Source organism: Kribbella sp. NPDC000426 (genome assembly GCF_040300265.1).
GTDB lineage: Bacteria > Actinomycetota > Actinomycetes > Propionibacteriales > Kribbellaceae > Kribbella.
In genome coordinates, this window is the sequence record NZ_JBEPDK010000002.1 from 288503 (window position 1) to 311934 (window position 23432).

General features: G+C 68.3%; 25 protein-coding genes. 14 read left to right on the top strand and 11 right to left on the bottom strand.

What is annotated here, in order from left to right:
- Window positions 1-14: 14 nt before the first annotated feature.
- The gene (locus tag ABT313_RS09285; protein ID WP_350850427.1) at window positions 15-1430 is read right to left on the bottom strand and encodes a serine hydrolase domain-containing protein; all 1416 of its coding nucleotides are present in this window, start codon (window positions 1428-1430) and stop codon (window positions 15-17) included.
- Window positions 1431-1552: 122 nt separating this feature from the next.
- Between ABT313_RS09285 and ABT313_RS09290 the strand changes: the two genes are divergently transcribed.
- Window positions 1553-2311 carry a serine hydrolase domain-containing protein gene (locus ABT313_RS09290; RefSeq protein WP_350850429.1) on the top strand — a complete coding sequence of 253 codons (759 nt, stop codon included), beginning with the start codon at window positions 1553-1555 and terminating at the stop codon, window positions 2309-2311.
- On the opposite strand, the gene ABT313_RS09295 is transcribed toward ABT313_RS09290, so the two are convergent.
- Both ABT313_RS09295 and ABT313_RS09300 read right to left on the bottom strand, forming a co-directional pair.
- A complete protein-coding gene (locus ABT313_RS09295; RefSeq protein WP_350850431.1) occupies window positions 2295-2939 on the bottom strand; it encodes a dihydrofolate reductase family protein in 645 nt (214 codons plus the stop codon). The two genes, ABT313_RS09290 and ABT313_RS09295, sit on opposite strands and share 17 nt — an antisense overlap.
- Window positions 2940-3020: 81 nt before the next feature.
- A complete protein-coding gene (locus ABT313_RS09300; RefSeq protein ID WP_350850433.1) occupies window positions 3021-3686 on the bottom strand; it encodes a dihydrofolate reductase family protein in 666 nt (221 codons plus the stop codon).
- Between the two features lie 182 nt (window positions 3687-3868).
- Here ABT313_RS09300 and ABT313_RS09305 point away from each other — a divergent pair, with 182 nt between their 5' ends.
- Window positions 3869-5371, top strand: a complete 1503-nt coding sequence (locus ABT313_RS09305; protein WP_350850434.1) for an alpha/beta fold hydrolase — start codon at window positions 3869-3871, stop codon at window positions 5369-5371.
- Between the two features lie 2 nt (window positions 5372-5373).
- On the opposite strand, the gene ABT313_RS09310 is transcribed toward ABT313_RS09305, so the two are convergent.
- On the bottom strand, window positions 5374-6090 hold the full coding sequence (locus tag ABT313_RS09310) for a TetR/AcrR family transcriptional regulator (RefSeq protein WP_350850436.1): 717 nt from the start codon (window positions 6088-6090) through the stop codon (window positions 5374-5376).
- Window positions 6091-6142: 52 nt separating this feature from the next.
- Here ABT313_RS09310 and ABT313_RS09315 point away from each other — a divergent pair, with 52 nt between their 5' ends.
- From ABT313_RS09315 to ABT313_RS09325, 3 genes are all read left to right on the top strand, one after another.
- Window positions 6143-7540, top strand: a complete 1398-nt coding sequence (locus ABT313_RS09315) for a DHA2 family efflux MFS transporter permease subunit (protein WP_350850438.1) — start codon at window positions 6143-6145, stop codon at window positions 7538-7540.
- 104 nt (window positions 7541-7644) lie between these two features.
- Window positions 7645-9111: an FAD-dependent monooxygenase gene (locus ABT313_RS09320; protein ID WP_350850440.1), complete on the top strand. Its 1467-nt coding sequence runs from the start codon at window positions 7645-7647 to the stop codon at window positions 9109-9111.
- Window positions 9108-9770, top strand: coding sequence for a GDSL-type esterase/lipase family protein (locus ABT313_RS09325; RefSeq protein ID WP_350850442.1), 663 nt, complete (start codon window positions 9108-9110; stop codon window positions 9768-9770). The genes ABT313_RS09320 and ABT313_RS09325 overlap by 4 nt, the downstream gene beginning before the upstream one ends.
- Here the strand turns inward: ABT313_RS09325 and ABT313_RS09330 are convergent.
- A complete protein-coding gene (locus ABT313_RS09330; RefSeq protein ID WP_350850444.1) occupies window positions 9751-10425 on the bottom strand; it encodes a DUF4097 family beta strand repeat-containing protein in 675 nt (224 codons plus the stop codon). The two genes, ABT313_RS09325 and ABT313_RS09330, sit on opposite strands and share 20 nt — an antisense overlap.
- 160 nt (window positions 10426-10585) lie before the next feature.
- On the opposite strand from ABT313_RS09330, the gene ABT313_RS09335 reads away from it, so the two are divergent.
- Both ABT313_RS09335 and ABT313_RS09340 read left to right on the top strand, forming a co-directional pair.
- The gene (locus tag ABT313_RS09335) at window positions 10586-11527 is read left to right on the top strand and encodes an ATP-binding cassette domain-containing protein (RefSeq protein ID WP_350850446.1); all 942 of its coding nucleotides are present in this window, start codon (window positions 10586-10588) and stop codon (window positions 11525-11527) included.
- Complete coding sequence (locus ABT313_RS09340) at window positions 11524-12267, top strand: ABC transporter permease (protein ID WP_350850447.1); 744 nt, start codon at window positions 11524-11526, stop codon at window positions 12265-12267. The genes ABT313_RS09335 and ABT313_RS09340 overlap by 4 nt, the downstream gene beginning before the upstream one ends.
- On the opposite strand, the gene ABT313_RS09345 is transcribed toward ABT313_RS09340, so the two are convergent.
- On the bottom strand, window positions 12251-15382 hold the full coding sequence (locus ABT313_RS09345; protein WP_350850449.1) for an ATP-binding protein: 3132 nt from the start codon (window positions 15380-15382) through the stop codon (window positions 12251-12253). The genes ABT313_RS09340 and ABT313_RS09345 overlap by 17 nt on opposite strands.
- Window positions 15383-15405: 23 nt before the next feature.
- Window positions 15406-16068 carry a TetR/AcrR family transcriptional regulator gene (locus ABT313_RS09350; RefSeq protein WP_350850451.1) on the bottom strand — a complete coding sequence of 221 codons (663 nt, stop codon included), beginning with the start codon at window positions 16066-16068 and terminating at the stop codon, window positions 15406-15408.
- A 78-nt stretch (window positions 16069-16146) separates the two neighbouring features.
- On the opposite strand from ABT313_RS09350, the gene ABT313_RS09355 reads away from it, so the two are divergent.
- Window positions 16147-16617 carry an SRPBCC family protein gene (locus tag ABT313_RS09355; protein ID WP_350850453.1) on the top strand — a complete coding sequence of 157 codons (471 nt, stop codon included), beginning with the start codon at window positions 16147-16149 and terminating at the stop codon, window positions 16615-16617.
- Here ABT313_RS09355 and ABT313_RS09360 read toward each other — a convergent pair.
- The 3 genes from ABT313_RS09360 to ABT313_RS09370 form a co-directional block, all read right to left on the bottom strand.
- On the bottom strand, window positions 16603-17487 hold the full coding sequence (locus ABT313_RS09360; protein ID WP_350850455.1) for an alpha/beta fold hydrolase: 885 nt from the start codon (window positions 17485-17487) through the stop codon (window positions 16603-16605). The genes ABT313_RS09355 and ABT313_RS09360 overlap by 15 nt on opposite strands.
- On the bottom strand, window positions 17487-17927 hold the full coding sequence (locus ABT313_RS09365) for an iron chaperone (RefSeq protein ID WP_350850457.1): 441 nt from the start codon (window positions 17925-17927) through the stop codon (window positions 17487-17489). The genes ABT313_RS09360 and ABT313_RS09365 overlap by 1 nt, the downstream gene beginning before the upstream one ends.
- An 80-nt stretch (window positions 17928-18007) precedes the next feature.
- Window positions 18008-19108 carry an NAD(P)/FAD-dependent oxidoreductase gene (locus tag ABT313_RS09370; protein ID WP_350850459.1) on the bottom strand — a complete coding sequence of 367 codons (1101 nt, stop codon included), beginning with the start codon at window positions 19106-19108 and terminating at the stop codon, window positions 18008-18010.
- Between the two features lie 120 nt (window positions 19109-19228).
- Between ABT313_RS09370 and ABT313_RS09375 the strand changes: the two genes are divergently transcribed.
- Window positions 19229-19774, top strand: a complete 546-nt coding sequence (locus ABT313_RS09375; protein WP_350850461.1) for a cupin domain-containing protein — start codon at window positions 19229-19231, stop codon at window positions 19772-19774.
- Entirely contained in the window at window positions 19774-20649 is an 876-nt protein-coding gene (gene sigJ, locus ABT313_RS09380) for an RNA polymerase sigma factor SigJ (RefSeq protein WP_350850463.1), read from the top strand. The genes ABT313_RS09375 and sigJ overlap by 1 nt, the downstream gene beginning before the upstream one ends.
- Here sigJ and ABT313_RS09385 read toward each other — a convergent pair.
- Window positions 20634-21029, bottom strand: a complete 396-nt coding sequence (locus ABT313_RS09385; RefSeq protein WP_350850465.1) for a VOC family protein — start codon at window positions 21027-21029, stop codon at window positions 20634-20636. The genes sigJ and ABT313_RS09385 overlap by 16 nt on opposite strands.
- 44 nt (window positions 21030-21073) lie before the next feature.
- Between ABT313_RS09385 and ABT313_RS09390 the strand changes: the two genes are divergently transcribed.
- Genes ABT313_RS09390 through ABT313_RS09405 form a run of 4 tightly spaced genes read left to right on the top strand, consistent with a single transcriptional unit; the run spans window position 21074 to window position 23430 of the window.
- The gene (locus tag ABT313_RS09390; RefSeq protein ID WP_350850467.1) at window positions 21074-21583 is read left to right on the top strand and encodes an NUDIX domain-containing protein; all 510 of its coding nucleotides are present in this window, start codon (window positions 21074-21076) and stop codon (window positions 21581-21583) included.
- Window positions 21583-22092 carry a hypothetical protein gene (locus tag ABT313_RS09395; protein WP_350850468.1) on the top strand — a complete coding sequence of 170 codons (510 nt, stop codon included), beginning with the start codon at window positions 21583-21585 and terminating at the stop codon, window positions 22090-22092. Before ABT313_RS09390 ends, ABT313_RS09395 begins: the two co-directional genes overlap by 1 nt.
- Before the next feature lie 33 nt (window positions 22093-22125).
- On the top strand, window positions 22126-22563 hold the full coding sequence (locus tag ABT313_RS09400; RefSeq protein WP_350850470.1) for a MarR family winged helix-turn-helix transcriptional regulator: 438 nt from the start codon (window positions 22126-22128) through the stop codon (window positions 22561-22563).
- Between the two features lie 9 nt (window positions 22564-22572).
- Entirely contained in the window at window positions 22573-23430 is an 858-nt protein-coding gene (locus tag ABT313_RS09405; RefSeq protein WP_350850472.1) for a haloalkane dehalogenase, read from the top strand.
- Window positions 23431-23432: the final 2 nt, after the last annotated feature.

The following is a 23432-nucleotide window of genomic DNA, read 5'->3' on the forward strand; positions in this document are numbered from 1 at the left end:
CGAGTCGTGCAGGGCTACGAGACGTCTGGTCTGGTTATGAGGGGGGATTTGAGGTGGAGGGTGAGGTTGGGGCCGGTTAGGGGGACGGTGTTCCAGGTGGCGGTTGCGGTGGGGGTGGTGATGGTTAGGCGGACTCGGTGGGGGGTGGTGATGACGTAGAGGTCTGCTACGAAGGTGTCGTTCTGCCAGGCGGCGGAGGCTACGACGGGGCGACCGAGAGGGGAGGACTCGTGCCACTCGTTGTGGCCGGCCTTGATGGTGAGGGATGGGCCTAGGTGGATGAGCCAGCCGTCGGAGGTGGGGTCGACGGTGACTGGGGTGCCCTCGGGGAGGGGCGAGTCGGCGGCGGCGTTGAGGGTTGCTTTGAGGGAGCGGTCGGGGGCGGGTGTGCCGGCGACGGGTGGCAGGGAGAGGTGGCGTAGGCGGTCGGCCAGGACGGGGTCGTGTTCGGGGGTGGGGGGAGCGGCGTCCAATAGGTGGTCCCAGAAGATGCCGGGGAGGGCGGTTGTGGGGCCCACTGTGCCGGTGAAGGCGATGACGAGGTCGTGGGACGGGACGACTGCGCAGTACTGGCCGAAGGAGCCGTGGCCGAAGTAGCCGTGGCGTGAGATCCAGAACTGGTAGCCGTAGCCGGAGGTGAAGTCGGGGTTCACCGCCCAGTTGGGGAGGGGGAGCGTCTCGATGTGGCGTCTTGTTGCCAGCTCGACCCATTCACGAGGGACGAGTTGTTGGTCGCCCCAACGGCCGCCGTGAAGGAGCAGTTTGCCGAAGGCGGCGATGGCTTCGGTAGTGAGGTGCAGACCGTGGAATCCGAAGGCCAAGCCGCTCGCGACGCGGTCCCATTCGGCGTGGTCGATGCCCATCGGCTTGAAGAGCCGTTCGTCGAGGAACTCGGGGAGCTCGCGCCCGGTGACCCGTTCCACCATCCGCGCGAGGAGGAACGTGGTCGCGTTGTCGTAGTCGTGCTGCGTACCCTCGGCCGCGACGAACGGCGCCCGCAGGAAGCCCTTCACCAGGTCGGCGGGCTCCAGCTCCCACGCCTCCTCGAGGCTGTCCTTGCCGTGCCCCGCCGTCATCGACAGCAAATGGTGGACGGTGATGCGCCGTCCCTGCTCCGACACGTCGGACGGAACGTGGTCCGGCAGTACGTCGACCACCCGGTCGTCCACCGACAGCAGCCCGTCGGCGATCGCGAGTCCGACGGCGATCGAGGTGAACGACTTGGTCAACGAGTACAGCAGGTGCGGGCGCTCAGCGGAGTACGGCGTCCACCAGCCTTCGGCGACGACCTGTCCGCGGTACACGATCATCAGCGAGTGGCATTCGATGGACTGCGCCTCGAGCTCGTCGAGTAGAGCGAGGATCGACGTGGACGAGATGCCCGCGGCGGCCGGTGTCGACCGCGGCAGGAGGGCGCGCTGGGAAGCCATCCGCGCACAGTAACAACCCTGCCCGATCGGGTCATGCGAAATATCCCTTTGCTTCCAAGGGCAAATGACGGCGTACGGTCGGGTGATGAACGGGAGCGTCGACGACAGCCTGTGGCCGCAGCTTGTCGAGATGGGAGCTCAAGGAGGCGGCGTACTTCTACTCCAACGCTGGATACGAGCTGCTCGGGTTGGTGCTGTCGAGGGTGATGGGTACGACGTTCGAGGACGCCGTACGGCGGGAGGTCCTCGCGCCCCTGGGGATGCAGAAGAGCACGTTCCTGCGCGCCGACGTACCCGCTGATCTGGCCGCCTCGCCGCATGTCGGGATGCCGCTGGCGGTGCCCGGTGACGCCTATCCGTACAGCAGACGTCATGCGCCAAGCTCCACGCTGCATTCGAACTTGGCCGAGTTGTCCCGCGGACTCATCGCGTACCCCGAATTGAGGCTCGACGTGATGGCGCAGCCGGTCGTGCAGGTGGGTCGTCCGCCGTGGGAGGAGGCGATGGGCCTCGGTTGGGCCCTGGGCAACTATCTCGGGTATCCGACGTTGAGCCACAGCGGACTCGATCCCGGCTTCGGGGCCAGGCTCGTCCTAGTCCCTGAGCGGCGTACGGGCGTCGTCGTGCTGGCCAACTCCAATACCGTCCCCGCCTCGTCGATCGCGAAGGCAGCGCTCGACGTTGTTCTCGGCGGCGGAGACCAGGGAATCACCGAACTGCGCACCGCCAAGCGCTCGATCGCCGGCCCGGTCGCCGAAGCACTTGCAACCGAGGGGCTGGCCGCGGCTCAGGCGACGTACTACCGACTGACCGCGGCCGAGCCGCCCGAGTTCGACCTCGACGACGAGGGATTCGAGGACGGCCCTAGCGCTTTGCGGTGAAGGTTAGGTGGGTGATGCCGGACGGGGTTGAGACGGGTTCGATGGCGTAGGTCTCTTCGAGGGCCTCGAGGCCGTCCCAGAGGCGGACGCCGCGGCCCAGCAGGATCGGGACCTGGGCCACGTGCATGTAGTCGATCAGGCCTTCGGCCAGGAAGTCGCGGACCACGGTCGCGCCGCCGCCGATGCGTACGTCGGCACCCGCGGCGGCTTTGCGGGCCTGGGCCACGGCCTCGGCGGGGGAGGCGTCGAGGAAGTGGTACGTGGTGCCGCCCTCCATCTCGATCGACGGGCGCGGGCGGTGGGTGAGGATGAACGTCGGCGTGTGGAACGGCGGGTTCGGGCCCCACCAGCCCTTCCAGTCGGGGTCGTCCTGCCAGCCGGGCGGGCCGAACTTGCCGGCGCCCATGATCTCGGCGCCGATGCCGGGGTTGTGCTGCTCGGCGTACCCGTTGTCGGCGCCACGCGTGCCGCCGGGCTGGTTGTCCTCCGCGTGGAAGAACCGGGTGCCGATCAGCCATTCGTGCAGCCGCTCGCCGGCGTGCCCGAACGGCGCCTCCAGGGACTGGACGTCGCCGGTCGCAAAGCCGTCCAGCGAAATCGAGAAGTTGTGAACTCTGACCTCGGACATGGTGTCGCTCCTTCAGTTCGTTGGGAGATGCTCACCAACTGGTCGGAGCCGTCCGAGCCGCCTTGACATGCCGCGGAAGAATCACCGTTTCGAGGTTTTGTAGGTCAGGTGGGTCACCCGCGGCGACGCGATCGACCGCGTCTGATCCAGCGTGATGCGGTCCGGATCCACGTGGTCGAACAGGCGGATCCCGGTGCCGAACAGCACCGGCGAGAGGCTGATCGAGAACTCGTCGATCAGCCCGGCGTCCAGGTACTGCTGGATCGTCTCGGCGCCGCCGGAGATGCGGATATCGCGGTCGCCGGCGACCGCGCGGGCCTGGAACAGCGCGCTCTCGATGCCGTCGTTGACCAAGTGGAACGTCGTACCGCCTGGTCGCTCCCACGGCTCGCGCTCGGTGTGGGTGAGGACGAACACCGGCGTGTGGAACGGCGCCTCCTCCGGCCACGACAGCTCGCCGGCCTCGAACATCCGCTTGCCCATGATGTTGGCGCCGATCCGCTCGTGCGTCTCCTGCGAGAGGTCGTTGTCGACCCCTTCCTCACCGCCCTCACCGAGCTTGAGGTTCTCCCGGAAGTGGCGCTGCGGGAACGCCCACGCCTGCAACTCCGACCATTTCCGCAGCCAGCGCTGTGCCTCCGGATCATCCTGACCGGCGGGCGTGAAGACGACCTCGGCCGGCACATGCTCCGGCGCCATGAACCCGTCCAGCGACATCGTCACCCCGAAGAAAACCTTGCCACCCATCAGTTCCTCCACTCGGTTCGAACCACGCCCTGAATCATATTCCTATATCGGAAAGTGTCAACGCCGGCAGCGACGGCGACTGATCGTCCGTGGTCGCCGCGGTGGAACGGAATGGAACTTCCTGTTGTAGAAGGGTCCTTCGACGTGGTGAAGGTGGTTCGCAGATGGGTTGCCGATGGGTCGTGGCTGTCGCTTCTTCGCTTGCTCTGATCGCGCCCGCGGTGCCGGCCGTTGCCGAAGTGAGCAGCTCGGCTCTGAGTTTCGGCAGTTGTCCCAGCGATATTGCCGAGCCGTACCCGGCGCTTACCTGCGCCACAGTGAAGGTCCCGCTGGACTATTCGCGGCCGAACGGCGCCAAGATCTCGTTGCTGGTCACCAAGCATGCGGCCAACAAGCCGGCGCAGCGGATCGGGTCGCTGGTGGTGAATCCGGGCGGTCCGGGCGTGAGCGGTGCGGCGTACGCCGGATCGCTGAGTAGGCCGGATCCAACCGGCTTCACCCAGCTCGATCCTGCCGTTCTGGATGCCTACGACATCATCGGGTTTGATCCGCGCGGCGTGTTTCTGAGTGCGCCGGTGAGCTGTGCGGCTCCCGATCACTTCGGCGCCCCGCAGCCGGACCCGGACGCGAAGGCGAGCCGCAACCAGCTGTGGAAGCTCTGGAGCAGCTATGCGAAGGACTGCCAGGCCAACAACAAAGCGATCCTCCCTCACCTGGGTACGGTCGACGTGGCTCGCGACATGGACGCGGTCCGCGCGGCGCTGGGCGAGCGGAAACTCAACTATCTGGGCCTGTCCTACGGCACCTATCTCGGCGCCGTGTACGGGCAGTTGTTCCCGCAGCGCGTCGGTCGGATGATTCTGGACGGCAACATGGATCCCACTCCGAAGGACGTTTGGTACCAGGTCTGGGTTGATCAGGCCGCCGCGTTCCAGAAGCGGTTCGACGACGACTACCTGCCGTGGGTTGCCAGGTACGACAACGTGTTCCACCTGGGCAGCACCGTGGCGGCGGTGCGGGCGGCCTGGAACAAGACGCTCACCGACTTCCGCACGCAGCCGCACGGTGACGTCGGTGGCAGTGAGCTGATCGGCGCGGCGTACGGCGCGATGTTCTCCGAGGCCGGCTGGATCGGATTCACCGGCGCGGTCAGCGCGTACGCCAACGACGGGGACGACAGCATCTTGACCGATATCGCGGCGCCTGATGCCAGCGCCGACGGCGAACAGGCGAACGCGATCTTCAGCTCGGTCATCTGTGCCGACTCGCACTGGCCGCGGGGTCGGGCGACGTACGAGCGGGACGCGGCCGAGCTCGCGCGGACGTCGCAGTTCGCCTGGTTCATCATGTGGACCAGCGGCAGCGTCTGCCAGAGCTGGGCCTTCGACGGCGCCGACCGCCTCAAGATCACTGGGCAGGGCCTGCCCGGCGTCTTGATGTTCAATTCGATCGATGACCCGGGCACGCCGTACGCCGGTGCACTGAGGATGCACCAGGCACTGCCGAGCTCGATCCTGGTCACCGAACTGGACTCGGGCAAACACGGCGTCTTCGCCAACCGACTCGCCGCGGTCAACCCCGCAGCGAACGCGATCGGGACGAAGTACCTGCTGACCGGTGAACTACCCGCGACCGACACCACCGTGCCCGGTCACCCCTTGCCGGTGCCGACCGAGGGGCCGTGACCTCACCGACGCTGCAGGTTGTCGATCAGCAGGTCGAGGGTGAAGTCGAAGCGGTCGTGGCCGTGGCCGGATGTCAGTTCGCGGGCGTGGCGGATGGTGGTGGGGAACTGTGCCGGGGGAAGGGCGGCGAAGCGGCGTACGAGTTCCTCCTGGCTCATCACCCAGTCGGCGTCCGCGTCGGTCTGGCGTTGGGAGACCAGCGATTTCTCGAGGGTGTAGGCGCTGACATACAGCGACAGGGCGTCGATGGCCCAGGCTGCGGTCTGTGGGGCGATGCCGCCGGCGAGGAGGATCGACAACATTCCTTCGTTGACCCGGAGTACGTCGAGGTTGGTGGACACCATCGCCAGCGCCGCATGGGAGATGCCCGGGTACTTCAGGTACTGATCGCGGATCTGGCCGCAGACGTCGACGATCTGCTCGCGCCACCTTGACGGGTCGGGCTCGGGCAGGACCAGTTGTGAGCACAGCCGGCCGATGATCAGTTCGTCGATATCGGCCTTGTTGACGACGTGCGCGTAGAGCGACGCGGGGCCGGTGTCGAGCACGGCGGCCACGCTGCGCATGGTCAGTGCGTCGTACCCCTGGGTCGCGACGACCTCGAGCGCGGCGTCGGTGATCCGCTCGACGGTGATCGGCGCCTTCCGCGGCGGCTGCGCGGGATCGGCGGCGGGCTGAGCGTGCCTCGCGGCGCGGCGCTGTTTCGGATCGACTGGCATGTACGACAGCGTACCTTGACACGAACTAAGTTCGCCAAGTAGAACACTGTTCGTGACTATCGAACAAAGTTCGCCGCCGACAACAACGCTCCCGCTGCGGCAGGCCTGGCTGGTTCTCGCCGTGGTGTTCATCGCCGATGTGATGGACGTGATCGACTCGACCATCGCCAACCTGGCCGGCCCGTCGATCCGCGCCGACCTCGGCGGTAGCGAGTCGACACTGCAGTGGGTGCTCACGGCGTACACGGCGGCGTTCGCGCTCGGACTGATCACGTCGGGCCGGCTGGGTGACCTGTTCGGCCGCCGCCGGCTGTTCCTCGTCGGCATGGCGGGCTTCACGCTGGCGTCGCTCGCCTGCGGGCTGGCGCCGGGCGTCGGGTTCCTGATCGTCGCCCGCGTGCTGCAAGGCTTGTTCGGTTCGGTGATGATTCCGCAGGGCTTCGCGCTGGTGAAGGTGGTCTTCCCGCTCGATCAGTTGCGCAAGGCCCTCATCCCGTTCGGTCCGGTGATGGGCCTGGCGACGGTGGCCGGCCCGATCCTGGCGGGCTGGCTGCTGCATCTCGATCTGTTCGGCAGCCAGTGGCGTTCGATCTTTCTGATCAATGTGCCGATCGGCGTCGTCGCGTGGTGCCTCGGCCGGCTCTTCCTGCCGGCCAGGTCTGGCGAGGACGCGAGTGCCCGGCTCGATCTGCGCGGCGTCGGGTTGCTGACCGCGGCCTCGGCGTTGCTGATCGTTCCGCTCGTGCAAGGCCGTGAGCTCGGCTGGCCGCTGTGGACCTATCTCTCGATGGCCGGTTCGGTCGTCGCCGTCGCGTTGTTCGTCGCCTCGGAGCGACGCAGCGGGCACCCGGTGATCACGCCGTCGCTGTTCGGCAAGCGCAGTTTCGTGGTCGGCCTGGCGATCGTCGGGTCGTTCTTCGCCGCGCTGAGCGGATTCCAGCTGGTGCTCAACCTGCTGCTGCAGCTCGGCCTGCACTGGACGCCGTTACACACGAGTCTGACCTTGATCCCCTGGGCGCTCGGCAGTGCCGTCGCCGTTGGACTCGCCGGCGCAGTGCTCACCAAACGACCCGGTCGTTCGACTCTGCACCTCGGGCTCGGCATCGCTGTCCTCGGCCTGCTCGCCTTGCGGTTCACGATGCACGGCAGCCTCACTTCCGGCCGGCTGGCGCCGTCGCTGTTGCTGATCGGATTCGGCACCGGCCTGGTGTTCGTCCCGATCTTCGACTTCATCCTCGGCGACGCAACCACCGAAGAAGTCGGTACCGGCTCGGGCATGCTGAACGCCGTGCAGCAGTTCTCGGGCGCGTTCGGTGTCGCCGCACTCGGCACGGTCTTCTTCGCCCAAGCCGACCTCCGGCACGCCGCAGTGGTCGTGCTGGCGCTGGCCGCAGTCCTCTTCCTGATCGCCTTCGCTCTCGTGTGGCTGTTGCCGAAGCGCGTGCGCTGATACCGCGTGCCAGTGGCCTGCCCGGCTGGTGCCAGTGCCGCGTGCGCGTCCCGTGTCACGGTGAATGCATGCCTCAGGCAACGAGCCGTGGAAGGGAACAATTCATGTACGACGTAGTCATAGCAGGTGCCGGTCCGGTCGGGCTGTTCTTGGCGTGCGAGCTCGGTCTCGCGGGCTGTTCTGTGCTGGTGATCGAGCGGGATCCGGAAACATCGTCGCCGTGGCGGGTGGAGCCGCTCGGGTTGCGGGGGCTGACAGCCGCGTCGCTCCAGTCGTTCTACCGTCGTGGTCTGATCGAACCGCTGCTGGCGGCTGCCGGCGTCGACCCGGGCGAGCCGGGACCGCCGCGCATGGTCGGGCACTTCGCCGGCATGATGCTCGACGCCGCCAACCTCGACCTGACCGCCTTCTCGTTCCGCCTGCCCTCTCCGGCGCCGGAGCTGCTCATGACGAGTCTGGACGTGATCGAGTCGGTGCTGGCCGAGCGGGCCACCAAGCTGGGCGTCGAGATCAAACGCGGTACGCCGGTGACCGGTATCACGCAGTACGACGAGAGCGTGGTCGTGCGCGCCGGCGAGGACGAGTATGCCGGGCACTGGCTCGTCGGATGCGACGGCGGGCGGAGCGCAGTACGTGGGCTCGCGGGGTTCGAGTTCGTCGGCACCGAGCCGGCGTTCACCGGCTACACCATGCTTGTGGACATCGTGGATCCGCAGAAGCTGAAGCCGGGCTTCAACCTCACGCCGACGGGCATGTACATCCGGATGGCGACCGAGGGCCACTTCAGCATGCTCGACTTCGACGGCGGCGCATTCGACCGCTCGCAGGAGCTGACGCGTGAGCACCTGCAAGAGGTACTCCGCCGCATGTCCGGCACCGATGTCACGATCACGGGCGTGCACCTCGCCTCGAGCTTCACCGATCGCTCCATGCAGACCACGTCGTACCGCAACGGGCGGGTGCTGCTCGCCGGTGACGCCGCTCATATCCACTCGCCACTCGGCGGGCAGGGTCTCAACACCGGTCTCGGCGACGCGATCAACCTGGGCTGGAAGCTCGCCGCGACTGTGCGCAGGGACGCTCCGGACGGGCTTCTCGATACCTACACGAGTGAGCGTCATCCGATCGGCGCCGCGGTCCTCGACTGGACCCGGGCGCAGGTCGACGTGATGCGGCCGGGTCCGCAGGCGGAGGCGGTCCGCGGGCTGATGCGCGACCTGCTCGACACCCGCGACGGTACGACGTATGTCGCCGGCAAGCTGTCGGGGTACTGGGTCCGCTACGACCTCGACGACGAGCACCCGCTGGTCGGCCGGCTCGCGCCGGACTTCGCCCTCGAGGACGGCACCCGCCTCGGCGACCTGACGCAGGACGGCCGCGGCGTCCTCCTCGACTTCACCGGAACCATGCAGGAACAACCTTGGGACCTCAGGTACGTCGCCGGCCGCGCCGGCGACGATCTCGGGCTCGACGCTGTCCTGATCCGCCCGGACGGCGTCGTCGCCTGGACCGGCGATCCCGCCTCGTTCGACGCAGCCGCGGCCCGCTGGTTCGGGACGGCGCACGCATGAGGCCGGGAAGCACGGTGATGTTCACCGGCGACTCGATCACCGACTGCCAACGCCTGGACAGCGAGGACGGCCTCGGTTTCGGCTACCCCCTGCGCATCGCGGGCGAGTGGGGCTTCCGCCACCCGCAGGATCGGCTGACCTGGCTCAACTCGGGTGTCGCAGGCAACAAAGTCATGGATCTCGAAGCGCGCTGGCAGCCGGACGTCCTCGACGTACGGCCGGATGTCGTGTCGATCCTGGCCGGCATCAACGACGTGGGCTGGCATGCGTACGACCCGGACGGCTACGTGATTCCGGCCGAGGAGTTCGCGGCCGGGTACGACCGGCTGCTCGCCCCGCTCGCCGAGGCCGGCGCCGGGTTGATCCTGATCGAGCCGTTCCTGCTTCCGGTGCGCGGTGTGATCGAGGTCGGCCCCGCGCTGCTCGGCGAGGAGGACCGGAGGAAGTGGCGCGCCGACCTGGACCCGAAGATCCAGGTCGTGCGCGAGTTGGCCCACAGGTACGACGCCCAGCTGCTCGCCGCCGACGGCATGTTCGCCGAGCTCTCGGCGCGGACCGGGCCGGAGTACTGGGCCGCGGACGGCGTACACCCGACTCCGGCCGGCCATGCCGCGCTCGCGGCGGCCTGGCTGCGGCTGGTCACGCGCGACGGACGGTGATGTTGCCGCCGTGAGTGCGGGCCCGTACGGCGATAATGCGGTCGGTCTCCTCGGAGTCGTCCAGCTCGTTGAACACGCGGCCGATCGAAGTGTGCGCATCCAGCTGGGCGGCGGTGCCGGCCGGTACGCCGACGGCAACGAAGCCGGTGGCGGTGTAGAGGTCGGCTGCACCGCTGCCGAGCTGCCCGACCTGGATGTCGCCGCTGGCGGTACGGACGTTGACCGCCGCCTCCGCCACGTCGACGCTGATGTTGCCGGTGGCCGACTTGGCGCGCAGATCGCCCGCGACCTTGCCGACCTTGATGTCGCCGTTCGCGGTCTTCAGCTGGCAGGAGCCGACCTCGCCCTCGACGACGTAGTCGCCCTTGGCGGTATAGCCCTGGACGTCGGACCCGGTCGGCAGCTCGATCAGCACGGCCACCTCGCCGTACTTCTTCGCGAACAGCGTCCGCAGCTTCGGGTGCTTGACCAGCAGTTTCCCGTCGGTGAACTCGATGACGACCTGCTCGGCGGCCTGTACGTCGAGGTCCCAGGCCGGGTCGACCGGGCGGACCTCGACCACGGTGTCGGTCCGGTCGCCGGCCTTGACCGTGACGTTGCCGAAGATGATGTCGACGTCGGCGGAGATCGGCGCGGGAGTGGTGAAGGTCGGCATGATGTCTGTCCTTTGCGAGAGTCGGTGGTGACGGGAACGACTCTCGCCGAGCCCCCTGACACCGCACCGCCACGAGCGCCAGGCGGGCGGGGTCGCGGCCGCTGACACGGTGTAGGCGGCGTGTCAGGTGCGTGTCAGGGCGGCTGCCGAAGGTAGTCCCATGACAACTTCGGCGATCGCGGTCTCAGGACTGCGCAAGACATTCGGCGACAAGACCGTGCTCGACGGCATCGACTTCGAAGTACCCGCGGGCACCGTCTTCTCGCTGCTCGGCCCGAACGGGGCCGGCAAGACGACAACGGTCAACGTGCTGACCACGTTGATCAAGGCCGACGGCGGCACGGTCCGGGTGTCCGGGCACGACGTCGCCACCGAGGCCAAGGCGGTCCGCTCGGCGATCGGCGTCACCGGCCAGTTCGCGGCGGTGGACGAGCTGCTGACCGGCCGGGAGAACCTCCAGTTGATGGTCGACCTGAGCTCGACGGCCAAGGACGGCAAGCGGATCGTCGCCGAGCTGCTCGAGCGCTTCGACCTGGTGGAGTCGGCCGACAAGTCCGCGGCGACGTACTCCGGTGGTATGCGGCGCAAGCTCGACCTGGCGATGACGCTGGTCGGCAACCCGCGGATCATCTTCCTCGACGAGCCGACCACGGGTCTGGACCCGCGCAGCCGGCGGACGATGTGGACGATCATCCGCGAACTGCTGGCCGACGGCGTAACGATCTTCCTCACTACGCAGTACCTGGACGAGGCCGACGAGCTCGCCGACCGGATCGCGGTGCTGAACAAGGGGAAGTTGGTTGCCGAAGGCACCCCTGAGGAGCTCAAGCGGCAGATCCCCGGCACACATGTCCGGTTCCGGTTCGCCGGCTTCGACGACCTCGAGGCCGCCGCCGGGATCCTGCCGGAATCGACTCGTGACGACGACGCGCTGACCCTGCGGGTCCCGAGCGACGGCGGCACCAAGTCGGTCCGGGCGCTGCTCGACCGCCTCGACGAGCACTCGCTCGACGCTGAGGAATTCTCTGTCCACACCCCTGATCTCGATGACGTTTTCCTGGCCCTGACCGGCCACGACACCGCGGAGGTAGTCGCGAAATGAAGAACCCCTCGATGGTGATGCTGCGCCGCAACTTCAAGCACATCGCCCGCAACCCCACTTCGGTCTTCAACGCAGTCCTGATGCCGGTCGTGGTCATGCTGATGTTCGTCTACATGCTCGGCGACGCGTTCAGCGTCGGTGTTCCGTACGTCGACTACGCGACGCCCGGCATGCTCCTGCTGGCGGTCTGCTACGGACTGGGATCGGTGGCCACCTCGGTGAACTCCGACATGACCAAGGGCATCATCAACCGGTTCAAGGTGATGGACGTACCGCGGGGCGCGGTGCTGACCGGTCACGTGATCGCCAGCCTGATGACCAACCTGGTCGCGATCGCGGCGATCATCGGGGTGGCGTTCGCGCTCGGGTTCAACCCGTCGGCGAGCTTCGTCCAGTGGCTCGGGGTGATCGGCATCGTCGTACTGCTCGGGCTGGCGACCGGCTGGCTGACCGTCGCGCTCGGTCTGTTCGCGAAGACCCCGGAGACCGCGGGCCTGGCCTCGGTGCCGTTGATCATGCTGCCGTTCTTCAGCAGCGCGATCGTGCCGGCCGACAAGATGGGTCCGGGCGTGAAGCAGTTCGCGCAGTACCAGCCGTTCACGCCGATCATCGAGTCGCTGCGCGGACTGCTGAACGGCTCGGCGGCGACCGGCGACCTGCTCGCCGCGCTGGCCTGGCTGGTCGGGATCGCGGTCGTCGGTTACCTCTGGGCGACCTCGACGTTCAAGAAGCGAGCGTGACCCGCACCAACTCGGACCAGTCCGCCTGCCGTCCCTCGTCAGTCGCCTCGGTGAACCGCGTGTCACCGAGGCGACTGCGCGTTTCCTGCTCGATCCGGGTCAGGTCGGGGTTGGACAGGTCGGGCAGACCGCCGACCACGGCGCTCGCGGCGAGGAGCCGGGCAGCCTGCTCGTCCTGACCGGTACGCAACGCCAGATCCGCGATCCCGACCAGCACCTGCGCGATGCTCGGCACGTGGCCCGTCTCGGTCGCTGCCTGGACCGCGGCCGTGCGGTGCTCCCAGGATTCGTCGAGATCCTCGGCCAGATAGCCGAGGATGTCGTGCCGGACCGCCCGCAAGCTGGCCCGCTCCGCCTCCTGGCCGAGCATCGTCGTCGCAACGGCGAGCTGCCGTCGAGCCTCGTCGTTGTCACCGCGCCAACGCGCGAGCTCCGCCTTCGACAGCGCCAACTCGACCAGCGCCTCCGGCCAGGCGACTCGTTCGGCCTTCCGCTGCGCCTCCGCCATCGCGGCCGCACTGGCCTCGAGGTCACCGGCCAGCCAGTACAGCTGGGCCTGCCGCGACCGCGACCGTACGACGTCCTCGTTCGCGCCGACCTCGGTGGCGACCGCGATCGCCTGTTCGCAGTACTCGCAGGCGGCGGTGAAGTCACCGCGGACGGCCACCCGATCGGCCAGCTCGGTCAGCGCGAACGACATACCCCAGCGCTCGCCGATCGCGCGGAACTCGGCCAGTCCGGCCTCGAGCAGGGCGTCCGCATCCGGGTCGCCGTCGCCGAGCATGATCCGCATCTTGCCGGTCTGCAGGCGAGCCAGCGCCCGTACCCAGGGATCGTCGTCGGTGAGGAGCGGTTCGAACGCCGACACGAACGCGCTCGGTCCTTCCAGCAGACGCTCCAGGGCGGTCGACAGCTTCACGGCCGGGTGCGGGTTCTGGACCCGGCGGCTGACGTCGGCGGCCTTCCGGATCCAGTCCTCCGCGTTGTACTGGTCGCGCCCACGCCCGGAGGTCATCAGGTTCGTGACGAACGCATACACCACGGCCAGGATCTCGTCCGGAACATCACCGGGTACGGCGGGCGCCGCCATCAGGTATTCGTTGCCCTCGACCTTGTGTCCGGCGAACCACCAGTACCAGCCGGCGGCGGCGCCTAGCCGCATCGCTCCGTCGGCCTCCTGCGCCACGAGCGCACCCCGCATCGCCGCGGCGATGTTGTCGTGCTCCGGTTCGAGAATGGCCAGCCATTCGAGCTGCTCGACGCGGCGCAGATGCGGGTCCGCGGTCTCGGTGAGCTCGGTGAAGTACGCGAGATGGGTACGACGGGTCAGGTCCGACTCGCCTGCCTCGTCGAGACGCTGCTGGGCGTACTCCTTGATCGTGCCGAGCATCCGGTACCGCGGAGCGCCCTCGTCCTTCGTGACCACGAGCGACTTCTCGGTCAACGCGGTCAGCAGGTCGAGCACCTCCCACGACTCGACCTCGCCACCGGCGCAGACCTGTTCGGCCGCCTCGAGGCTCGCGCCGCCCGCGAAGACCGAGAGCCGGCGCAGTACCGATCGCTCGGCGTCGGACAGCAGCTCCCAGCTCCAGTCGATCACCGCGCGCAGCGTGCGATGGCGGGGGAGCGCCGTACGGCTCCCGCCGGTCAGCAAGCGGAAACGGTCGTCGAGGCGGTTGGCGAGCTGCTCCAGGGACATCGTGCGCAGGCGCGCCGCGGCGAGCTCGATAGCCAACGGCATACCGTCCAAAGCCCTGCAAATACGGGCCATCGTGGCCAAGGTCTGCGCGTCCGACGTGAGGTCTGCGCGCACCGCACCGGCGCGGTCCTGTAGGAGACGGACCGCGGGCGACGAGTCGATCTCGCCGCCGTCCGCGGGGACGGCGAGCGGCGCGACCGGCCACAGCGCCTCACCGGTGATGCCGAGCGGCTCGCGGCTCGTTGCCAGGATCCGCAGCCGAGGGCACTCGCCGAGCACCCGATGGGCGAACGCCGCCGCCGACTCGATCACGTGCTCGCAGTTGTCGAGGATCAGCAACATCGTCCGCTCGCGGACCGCAGCGATGACACGGTCCGTCGGATCCGCCTCCGGTACGTCGCCCAGCAGCGCGTCCCGGAGCGCGAGCGCGGACAGGGTCGCCTGTGCCACGTCGCCGTCCGGGCCGATGGCCGCGAGCTCGACCATCCAGGCTCCGTCCGGCAGATCGCCGAGCAGCGGACGGGCGGTCTCCGCGGACAGCCTGGTCTTGCCCGATCCGCCCGGCCCGATCAGCGTGGTGAGACGGTGCTCGGCGATGAGGTCGCGGACGGCGCTGACGTCGGCGTCCTTCCCGACGTACGTCGTGAGCTCCTCGCGGAGATTGGTGTTGCGCTTCTCGTCCCGCCGTACCAGCTCGCCGCGGAGGAGTGCGACGTGCAGCGCGGACAGCTCCGGCGAGGGGTCGACGCCGAGTTCGTCGGCGAGCGTCTCGCGGGTGCGCTCGTACACGCGGAGCGCCTCGGTGTCGCGGCCGGAGGCGACCAGGGCACGCATCAACGCGGCGACGAGGCGCTCGCGGACCGGGTTCGCCGCGACGAGGTCGGTCAGCTCGGTGACCATCTCGGCGCCGCGGCCGAGCGTGATCTCGGCGTCGTACCGATCCTCCATGGCGGCTAGCCGGAGCCCGTCGAGCCGGGTCACGGCTGCGTCGAACGCACCACTCTCCGTGAGGCCGACGTCCTGCATTGCGGCGCCGCGCCAGAGCTCCAGTGCCTCGCGGAGCAACCGGACCCCCTGCGGATCCTGGTCGGTGCGCGCGCGGGCAACGAGGCGCTCGAACCGTACGGCGTCCACCGCGTCCGGCTCCACCTGTAGGCGGTAGCCGTCCGTGTGCCCTTCGACGGACCCCTCCGGAAGCACCTTCCGAAGCCGCGAAACCAAGCGCTGCAAGGCGTTCGCCGCATCCGCCGGCGGCTGCTCACCCCAGATCCAGTCGACCAGCGTCGCCTTCTGCACCACCCGCCCCGGTTCGAGAGCCAGGGCAATCAACAACGCACGCAACCGCGCACCCGGCACGTCGGCGATGCCACCATCGTCCGCACGAACCTCAAACGGCCCCAACATCCCGATCTGCACCCGCCAGATTGTGCCACGCGCGGCTAACCCGTTTTAGTGACCTGCTCCGCCGGGTCCGACAGCGTCTCCAGGCCTGCGTCGATCAGGCGGGCCGCTCGCTGGACCTCGCCGGCTGCGGCGTTGATTGCATCCTGGATCGGCATGCCTGGATGCAGGTGAGTCCGGAGCACGCGGAACTGGATCTTCCACAGGCCGAGCAAAGCGGCCGCGGCGACCTGGGGCTCCGGATCTCCGGGCTCGAGGCCGAACCGGGAAGCGAGTACTTCGGCGGCAACGTCGGCGAACCGCTCGGCGACGTCGCTCTGGTACGCCCGCAACGAGGGTGTCTCGTGAATGAGGTCCCCGAACCTGCGATAGCGGGTCACAGCCTTGGCGGTGGTCAGGCTCACGCTGATGCCCTGGAGTTCGTCGTCCAGGACCTTCAGCATCGCGGCGACCGGGGGGAGTGCCGGGTCCGCCAGATGAGTGCGCAAGGCGTCGGCGGTCGGCTCCAGGCGGTCGAGGACCAGCGCCTCTTTGCTCGGGAAGTAGTTGAACACGGTCTTCTCGGAGACCCCGCACGCCTCGGCGACGTCGGCGACCCGCACGGCGTCGTACCCCTGCTCGAGAAACATCTCCGCGGCGGTGTCGGACAGCTGCTGCCGCATCGCGCGCTTCTTCCGCTCCCGCAGGCCCTCCGTGCTCATGGTCGCAGACTACTACAGTGACCAGAAAAATGCTGCTACTCTAATTTTCTAGTCACTGAATTTTCTGGGAGGGCTGTGATGGCCGAGATCAAGATCGTGTGCGACTACCCCCATTCGCCGAGGAAGGTCTGGAGGGCGATGACCGACCCGGACCTGATCCCGCACTGGACCTCGACCGGCCAAGGCGCCCGTGCGGTCGGGTTCGAGCCCGTGGTCGGCAACCGGTTCCAGTTCGTCGCCAAGCCGGTGCCCGGCTGGCGGGGGATCGTCGACTGCGAAGTACTCGAGGTCCGCGACCAGAAACTCCTGCGCTACACCTGGATCGGCTCCGAGGGCGAGAACCCGAGCTACGTCACCTACCTGCTGGAGCCGACCCCCGACGGGACCCGCTTCACCTACCACCACACCGGATTCACCGGCGTCAGCGGCTTCGCAATGTCCAAACTCCTCGGCGCTGTCCGCAAGAAAATGCTGACCACCGGCCTCCCCGCCCTCCTCGCAAACCTCGACGAAACCGGCACCCCACGCCAGCCCTCAACGGATGCCTGAGGCAACCTCTTGAATGCATTCAGCAACCAGATCGGGCCGGTCTATGTGGAGGTAATGCCCGGAGTCCGGAACTACCTGGTGACGAGCACCGGACTGAGCGGCCAGGCGGTCTTGGACTGCGATCACCTGTGGAGTGAACTCCGCCGGCCTGCCCTTGGTGGCGGTGAGTAGGACCATCGGGATCTTCGGCCAGACGGCTCGCGTACGGCGGGCGGCGAGATCGTCGATGTGGTAGAGGATCATCGGCAGTTCGTCGAGGTAGGTGAAGACCTGCTCGTCGGTCTGCAGGTACGAGCGGCACGCATCGGTCAGCAGGTGCTCGAGCCGCCGTCCGGCCTGCACGCTGCGAGAGATGTCGGCGGCCAGTTCGTCGCCGAAGGTCAAGATGTCTTTGGTTCGGGGGTCTTCCGCAGGTGGGAGAGCGCGGTCCGGATGTGGTTGCGGCTCGGCGTCGCGCCAGAAGACCTCATGCGACGGGTCGAGGAGGACGAGCCCGCTCACCAGGTCGGGCCGGCTCCAGGTCGCCAACTGGGCGAGCAGCCCGCCCCAGCTGTGTCCCGCCACCACGGCCGGTCCGACCTCTCGCAGTACGGCGATGAGGTCGTCGACCTGCAGATCCAAGGTCAGGGGAGCGGGGTCGCTCGCGCCGTACCCTGCTCGGTCGTAGGCGATCACGCGGAAGTCGGCGGCCAGTTCCTTGAAGACGGCCGCATACCCGACGACCGGCGACATCGCCCCCGCCTCGAGCACGATGCTCGGGCCTGCGCCCGCCTCGATCCAGCGGAGTGCGCGACCTCCGCGGTCGAGTTCTCGGCGGGTGGCCGCGCCTTCGGCCAGTGCGTCGAACGCCGCGAGGGCTCGGTCCGGCATTACGAGCGGACGGCCTTCTTGACCAGGGTGAGGAGTTCCTTCTCGATGGCCGGGGTGAGTTTGTTGATGGCGTAGGAGGTGGGCCAGAGGTCGCCGTCGTCGATCTTGGCTTCGTCGCTGAAGCCGAAGGTGGCGTAGCGGGCCTTGAACTTGGCGGCGTCCTGGAAGAAGCAGACGTTCTTGCCGCCGAGGGTCCAGCCGGGCATGCCGTACCAGAGCTTCGGGGACAGCTCCGGCACCTCGGCCGCGATCAGGTCGTGCAGCCGCTGCGCCATCTCCCGGTCACCGTCTGCCATCCCCGCGATCTTCGCCAGCTGCGCCTCGGTCGGATCCTGCTTGCTCTTCAGCTCCTTGGCATGCTCCTTCATCGCGGCGACCTCGTCCTCGGTGAACCCGTCGTACGACTTGCCCTTGGCTGCTGTCTTCTTCGTGGTGGCCATCGCAGTGTCCTCTCGGTCGGTCTGAACACTCCAAACACTAAGAGCCGCCGTACGCCGGGCGCTTCTTGAAAACTGATCGATCAGGTCAAGGCGGTCAGTCCGGGCCGGCGTTGGGTCAGGTAGGCGAGGCGGACGATCGTCTCCTTGTAGCGGGCCGCGGCCCGCCCGGTGAGGACGGTCTTGCGCGGCGAATCGTCCGCGTGCACGAACTGGATCAGGCCGTCGTTCCGCCCGAGGCTGATGCACTGGTTGATGTAGCGGAACCGCAGCGGCTTCGGCTCATGCCCCTCCAGGCGAGCCTTGAGCGACCGTACGGCGTGGGCCGCCGCCGGAAGACCGGTCGCGCAGGCCATCCGCAGCTCCTGACCGCTCGTACGGTGTACCGCCGCCGCATCCCCGACCGCATACACGTCCGGGTGCGACGTGGAACGCAGCGTCGCGTCGACCTGCATCCGGCCGTGCGCGTCGACGGCGAATCCGGCCTCGGCGGCCAGCGGGGACACCTCGAACCCGGTCGTCCACACCACGACGTCCGCGGCGACGCGATCCCCGTCCTCCAGCTTCAGCCCGTCGGCGTCCACCGCCGCGACGCGGGCATTCTCCACGAGCTCGATGCCGAGGCGGTCGAACGCGCGGTGCAGGTGCTGGCGGCCACGCTCGGACAGAGCGGATCCGAGGCGGCCGCTGGTGACCAGCTGTACGACGCGATCCGGGTACGTCTCGGCGAGCTCGCTCGCGGCCTCGATCCCGGTCAGCCCGCCGCCGACGACGGCGACCGTGCCGCTCGTCCGGAGCCGCTCACGCAGTTCTCCGGCATGGTCGACATCGGCAACCGTGAAGGCGTGTTCGCTTGCCCCTGGCACCGAGTTGAGATCGGCCCGGCTCCCGAGCGCATAGATCAGTACGTCGTACCGCAGCTCGCGATCGCTCAGTACGACGGTCCGGCTCTCCGCGTCGATCCGCTGCACCCGATCGGCGACGAACTCGACACCGGTCCCCTCCAGCAGCTCCTTGATCGGCCGCTCCGGCAGCTTCTGCCCGGACGCGAGCTGGTGCATCCTGACCCGCTCCACGAAGGTCTCCCGGGCGTTCACGAGCGTGACGGACGAATCCGTACGGCGGGCCGCCAGCTTGGCTGCGACGAGACCGGAGTACCCGGCTCCTAGTACGACGATGTGCATGTCCGCACTCCTTTCGACGAACACCAGACACCGCTCACCACCGCGAATGTGACGTGACGCCCGTCACGTCACGAACCGCGGGGGCTACCCGGTCAGGTGGTCACAATCGAGGAGGCAGCTATGAACGAGGCAGCTATGACCGCAGTCCTGACCCGCGGCGCCGACGCCGAACGACTGGGCGACGCACCCAACCAGACCTGGCTGATCGCCGACGCCGACCAGACCGACGGGATCATGAACGTCGTCCGCACCACGCTCGGCCCCGGCGTCGACGGCCCGCCGCCGCACTTCCACCGGGAGTCGCTGGAGATGTTCTACCTGCTCGACGGCGCGCTCCGGATCCTGGCCGGCGACCGGGTCGTGACGATCGAGAAGGGCGACTATCTGCTGGTGCCGCCGCTGATGCACCACGCCTGGGGTACGCCGATGGACCGCGGGGCCGACGTACTCATCGTCAAGGCGCCCGGGAACAACCGGTTCGACTACTTCCGGCTGGGCGATCGGATCCGGCGAGGCGAGGCGTCCCCGGCCGAGGTGCTGGCGACGGCGGAACGGTTCGACAACCACTTCGTCGACGACCCGGTCTGGCGGCAGGAGCTCGCCGTACGCGAAGGTGAGCGGGAGCAGGTGGTCCCGTTTGCTTCGAAGGTCCCGTCGGAGGGGTGATGGTCGGGGTTGTGGAGTTCGAGCAGCAGCGGCGGCGGTTGTTCGGGATCGCGTACCGGATGCTCGGCGAGGCGAGTGAGGCCGAGGACGTCGTCCAGGACGCGTACCTGCGCTGGCGGTCCGGGCGCGAGCCGGTGGAGACGCCGGCCGCCTGGCTGACCACGGTCGTCACCAACCTCTGCCTCAACCGGCTCACCTCCGCGCGGGCCCGTCGCGAGCGGTACGTCGGCCCGTGGCTGCCCGAGCCGGTTGCTACGGGCAACGACCCCGCGGAGCTGATGGAGCGGCGGGACACGGTCTCGCTCGGGTTCCTGGTCCTGCTCGAGAAGCTCACGCCGCCGGAGCGGGCGGTCTTCGTACTGCGGGAGGCGTTCGACTACACGCACCGGGAGAGCGGGGACGTCCTCGGCGTCGACGAGGCGCACGCGCGGCAGTTGTACCACCGGGCGCTGGCGCGGCTCGGCCAGGCGCGGCGGCGGTTCGACGTACGGCCTGCTGACGGGACGAAGCTGGTCGAACGCTTCATCGCGGCGACCGTCGACGGTGACGTTGCCGGGTTGGAGGCGATCCTGACCGAGGACGCCGCGATCTGGGCCGACGGCGGCGGCAAGGCGATCGCGGCCCGCGAACCGATCTTCGGCCGCTCCAACGCCGCCCACTACCTGGCCGGCCTCGCGGCCGGCCCGCGCGCCCTCACCGCCCGCCTGTCCGTTGCCGAACTCAACAACGCCACCGCGATCCTCGTCCACGAGTCCGGCCTGCTCACCGGCGTACTCATCCCAGAAGTCCAAGCCGACGCCATCACCACCATCCGCGCCATCCTCAACCCCGACAAGCTCATGTATCTCCGCAGGCAGCTTCAGCCGTTGGCGTAGAGGCAGAAGGGGTGGCCGGCTGGGTCGAGGAGGACGCGGACGTCGTCCTGGGGCTGGAACTCGGCGAGGGTGGCGCCCAGCTCCACGGCGTGCTCGACTGCGGCGTCGAGGTCGCCGACCTCGATGTCGAGGTGCATCATCATCTGCTGTTGGCCCTCGGCGGCCGGGCAGACCGGGCGGGCCCAGGGCGCGGACGTCTGCGCCTGGAACGCGACGTACGTCTCGGAGTTGCCCGGGACGGCCAAGGTGAACTCGTTGGGCTCGTTCTTGTGGATCTTCCAGCCGAGCACCGCGTGGTAGAACAACCCGAGCGCCTGCGGGTCCGGCGCGTCGATCACGGTCCCGAACCAGTGCCCCTTCTCCGAACGTCCTCGCAGCATCTCCAGTACCCCTTCCCGGTCGTGGTTTGCCCGACACTAGACCCGTGAACCGACAGAACGATCTCGCCGCCGAGGGGGAGCCGGAGAAGGAGTTCAACCCCGGCATCGCCGCCCGCCTGCCCCGCAAGACGGCAGCCGGCGGCGCACTCATCCGCGACCGCGCCGGCCGCATCCTCTTCCTCGAACCCACCTACAAACCCACCCTCGACATCCCCGGCGGCATCGTCGAGTACGACGAGTCGCCGTACGAGGCCTGCCGCCGCGAGGTGAAGGAAGAAATCGGCCTCGACCTCCAGATCGGCCGCCTCCTCGTAGTCGACTGGGTCCCCGCGTTAGGCCCCTGGACCGACGCCATCAACTTCGTCTTCGACGGCGGCACGCTGGACGAGATCCCCCTGACCCTCGACCCCACCGAGGCCCGAGCCCACCACTACCTGACCCTCCCCGAAGCCACCCCCCACCTCCGCCCCTCCATGGCCCGCCGCCTATCCCTAGCCCAACAAGCCCTAACCACAGGCACCCCCACCTACGCCGACTTCGGCCGCGCCATCTGATGTACGACGTTCCGTACCTGCCGAAGCAGAACCTCACGGTCGTTGCAGTCGGTGACGCGCTCGAAGCAACCGCGGTTCGCGCGATCCTCGAAGGACTGAACTACCGAATCACCACGCATTGGGTCGGCTCGCGCGCCGAGCTGCTCAAGCTGCTGTCCGGCGAGATCCCGACCGACGACATCATGATCCTGTCGTGCCACGGTGATGAGGGTGGCATCCTCGTCCCGGGCGAGCCGGCGATCACGGCGGACGACGTCCGCGAGCACGGCCGGCTCGATGGCAAGACGGTCGTCAACCTTGGCTGCGGCACCGGAGCCATGTCGCCCGCCTTCCGGGCGGCGGGTACGGCGGCGTACGTCGCCCCGACTGAGTACCCCGACGGCAGCGCCGCGATCGCCTTCGTGGGCAACCTGTTCTTCCTGCGAGCGTACGACGTGTCGCTCGACGAGGCGGTCCGTCGAGCCGCCGGGTTCCATCCTGAGTGCGAGCAGTTCAAGCTCAAATGCTAGCCATGTACATAGTAGCCATGTACTGTATTTGGCATGAGTGAGGCGACTGCGGGGCATTTGGTTTGGCGGTTGGCTATGCGGTGGCGGGTGGCGGTGGATCGGGCGTTGGGGCCTCGGGGGTTGACGCATGCGCAGTACGTGATGTTGGCGTCGTTGTACGGGCTTGAGCGGGAGGGGCGGGTGCCCAGTCAGCGGGAGTTGGCTGATCACACCGGGCTGGAGGCGTTGTACGTCTCCAAGCTGGTTCGCAGTCTCGATGCCGACGGGCTGGTGCGGCGGACGCGGGATGCCAAGGACACCCGCACCATGCGGCTCGAGCTGACCTCGAAGGGGCGCGAGACCATCGAGCCCGCGATCGCGGAAGTCGCCGCTCTGCTGGACAAACTGCTGGCGCCGCTCGGGGGACGCCGGGGCGCGCGGACGAAGAGCTTCGTGCGCGATCTCACCGAACTTCTCGACATTCCACTGTGAGGAACAGTCATGCCTGATATCGATCTGCTCGACTCGACGATCCACTACGAAGACACCGGCAGCGGTACGCCGATCGTCTTCCTGCACGGCAATCCCGCCTCGTCGTACGTCTGGCGCAACGTCATCCCGCTCGTCGGCGAAGGACGCCGGCTGGCGCCCGACCTGATCGGGATGGGTCAGTCCGGCAAGCCCGACCTCGAGTACAAGTTCGCCGACCACGCCCGCTACCTCGACGCCTGGTTCGACGCGCTCGAGCTCGAGGACGTGATCCTGGTCGGCCACGACTGGGGCGGCGCGCTCGCGTTCGACTGGGCCGCGCGTCATCCCGAGCGGGTGAAGGGCATCGCGTTCTTCGAGAGCATCGTGAAGCCGATGGCCTGGGAGGACCTCTCGCCGCAGGCCGCGGAACGCTCCCGCCTGATCCGTACGACGGGTCCCGGCGAGGACCTGGTCCTCGAGCAGAACCTGTTCGTCCGCCAGGCCTTCACCGGCGGCGTGCTCACGCCGGTCCCCGACGGCGACCTGCAGACCTACCTCGCGCCGTACCCGACGCCCGAGACCCGCCGGCCCATCCTCGCCTGGGCGCGGCAGATCCCGCTCGGCGGCGACCCGGCCGAGCTGGTCGCCAGGATCGAGGCGTACGACGAGTGGCTGGGCGCGAGCGCCGACGTACCGAAGCTGCTGCTCACATTCGAAGGCTCGCCGACGCTGCTCATCAACGAGAGCTACAAGGACTGGTGCGCAGCCAACATCGCCGCGCTCGACATCGTGCACGTCGGCAAGGCCGGCCACCACGCCGCCGAGGACCGCCCGAAGGAGATCGGCACCGAGATCTCCACCTGGATCGACAGCCGGAGCCTGCGCTAACC

Bases quoted from the DNA above. Each gene is read 5' to 3' on its own strand.
- ABT313_RS09285 (WP_350850427.1), bottom strand. From the start codon at position 1,430: ATGGCTTCCCAGCGCGCCCTCCTGCCGCGGTCGACACCGGCCGCCGCG.
- ABT313_RS09295 (WP_350850431.1), bottom strand. From the start codon at position 2,939: ATGTCCGAGGTCAGAGTTCACAACTTCTCGATTTCGCTGGACGGCTTT.
- ABT313_RS09300 (WP_350850433.1), bottom strand. From the start codon at position 3,686: ATGGGTGGCAAGGTTTTCTTCGGGGTGACGATGTCGCTGGACGGGTTC.
- ABT313_RS09310 (WP_350850436.1), bottom strand. From the start codon at position 6,090: ATGCCAGTCGATCCGAAACAGCGCCGCGCCGCGAGGCACGCTCAGCCC.
- ABT313_RS09320 (WP_350850440.1), top strand. From the start codon at position 7,645: ATGTACGACGTAGTCATAGCAGGTGCCGGTCCGGTCGGGCTGTTCTTG.
- ABT313_RS09325 (WP_350850442.1), top strand. From the start codon at position 9,108: ATGAGGCCGGGAAGCACGGTGATGTTCACCGGCGACTCGATCACCGAC.
- ABT313_RS09330 (WP_350850444.1), bottom strand. From the start codon at position 10,425: ATGCCGACCTTCACCACTCCCGCGCCGATCTCCGCCGACGTCGACATC.
- ABT313_RS09335 (WP_350850446.1), top strand. From the start codon at position 10,586: ATGACAACTTCGGCGATCGCGGTCTCAGGACTGCGCAAGACATTCGGC.
- ABT313_RS09340 (WP_350850447.1), top strand. From the start codon at position 11,524: ATGAAGAACCCCTCGATGGTGATGCTGCGCCGCAACTTCAAGCACATC.
- ABT313_RS09350 (WP_350850451.1), bottom strand. From the start codon at position 16,068: ATGAGCACGGAGGGCCTGCGGGAGCGGAAGAAGCGCGCGATGCGGCAG.
- ABT313_RS09355 (WP_350850453.1), top strand. From the start codon at position 16,147: ATGGCCGAGATCAAGATCGTGTGCGACTACCCCCATTCGCCGAGGAAG.
- ABT313_RS09360 (WP_350850455.1), bottom strand. From the start codon at position 17,487: ATGCCGGACCGAGCCCTCGCGGCGTTCGACGCACTGGCCGAAGGCGCG.
- ABT313_RS09365 (WP_350850457.1), bottom strand. From the start codon at position 17,927: ATGGCCACCACGAAGAAGACAGCAGCCAAGGGCAAGTCGTACGACGGG.
- ABT313_RS09370 (WP_350850459.1), bottom strand. From the start codon at position 19,108: ATGCACATCGTCGTACTAGGAGCCGGGTACTCCGGTCTCGTCGCAGCC.
- ABT313_RS09375 (WP_350850461.1), top strand. From the start codon at position 19,229: ATGAACGAGGCAGCTATGACCGCAGTCCTGACCCGCGGCGCCGACGCC.
- sigJ (WP_350850463.1), top strand. From the start codon at position 19,774: ATGGTCGGGGTTGTGGAGTTCGAGCAGCAGCGGCGGCGGTTGTTCGGG.
- ABT313_RS09385 (WP_350850465.1), bottom strand. From the start codon at position 21,029: ATGCTGCGAGGACGTTCGGAGAAGGGGCACTGGTTCGGGACCGTGATC.
- ABT313_RS09395 (WP_350850468.1), top strand. From the start codon at position 21,583: ATGTACGACGTTCCGTACCTGCCGAAGCAGAACCTCACGGTCGTTGCA.
- ABT313_RS09400 (WP_350850470.1), top strand. From the start codon at position 22,126: ATGAGTGAGGCGACTGCGGGGCATTTGGTTTGGCGGTTGGCTATGCGG.
- ABT313_RS09405 (WP_350850472.1), top strand. From the start codon at position 22,573: ATGCCTGATATCGATCTGCTCGACTCGACGATCCACTACGAAGACACC.